This window comes from Ruegeria sp. AF1 (assembly GCF_056542125.1).
Genome location: NZ_JBQFZG010000051.1, coordinates 1 through 742, shown reverse-complemented (window position 1 = coordinate 742; position 742 = coordinate 1). Strand labels below are relative to the sequence as shown.

The 742-nt window shown below is 55.7% G+C and carries 2 protein-coding genes; both read right to left on the bottom strand.

From position 1 onward, the window contains the following. Positions 1–106: 106 nt before the first annotated feature. The gene (locus tag ACR0BK_RS20380) at positions 107–301 is read right to left on the bottom strand and encodes a DUF1059 domain-containing protein (protein ID WP_480556068.1); all 195 of its coding nucleotides are present in this window, start codon (positions 299–301) and stop codon (positions 107–109) included. 25 nt (positions 302–326) lie between these two features. Next, positions 327–742, bottom strand: a 416-nt coding sequence (locus ACR0BK_RS20375; protein ID WP_480556067.1) for a GFA family protein, incomplete at its 5' end; no start/stop codon positions are given.

The window sequence follows — 742 nt, the reverse complement described above, 5'->3', positions numbered from 1 at the left end:
AAAGAGTCCGGTTAACCCACAGAAACCACCCTAGAGGTTTAATCTTTGGGTCGGCTTGGCAACGCTTGCCCATCCGTCAAAAAGAATTGCCCAACTAGGTCAGTTGTCATTTGGACGTTATCAATGTGCTCAGATAATCACGCGTTTCATTGTCCCACGAACTGGGGTTTTCCCCATGCGCGATGACGGCGTGAAGCTCCATCAGCTTCCAGACCTCATCCTTCGAACCGGCGGTGACCTCGCCGGGGCAGGTCTCCATGCCCTCGCAATCACGGCAGGCGTATGTGTAGGCTTCGCTCATAGTGTCCCTTTCTTGGTTGGTCGCATCAAAACTCCTGGAACGTCGGCAACCCATCGGCGAGCTTGATCCATGGCTGCTGATGCGAGACAAAGACGTGCGACTTCGGTTCGACCTCCGATGGGTCGTCGAGAGTGGCGGCAGCAAACCAAGCGTCAGAACTCCAATCTTGACCGTCCACCTCACCTTCTGCGGCATAGGTCAGTGTTGTCCCGCAATCGCCACAAAAGCCTCGGCGAACTCCGGGGGTCTTCTCGATCGTTTTGATGGTACCGCTGGTGACTTCGAAATTCTTCGCGGCCACTTTTGCCCAAGTCACGAAGGCGCCACCAAGCGCCAACTGGCAGGACCGGCAATGACAATGCGCTGACCATTCCGGCCGACCGGAAATCTCGTATCGTACGGCGCGGCAATAGCATCCACCCTTTAGCTTTTCCATCATCC

Excerpts from the sequence above, each read along its gene's own strand:
- ACR0BK_RS20380 (WP_480556068.1), bottom strand. The coding sequence starts at position 301 with ATGAGCGAAGCCTACACATACGCCTGCCGTGATTGCGAGGGCATGGAG.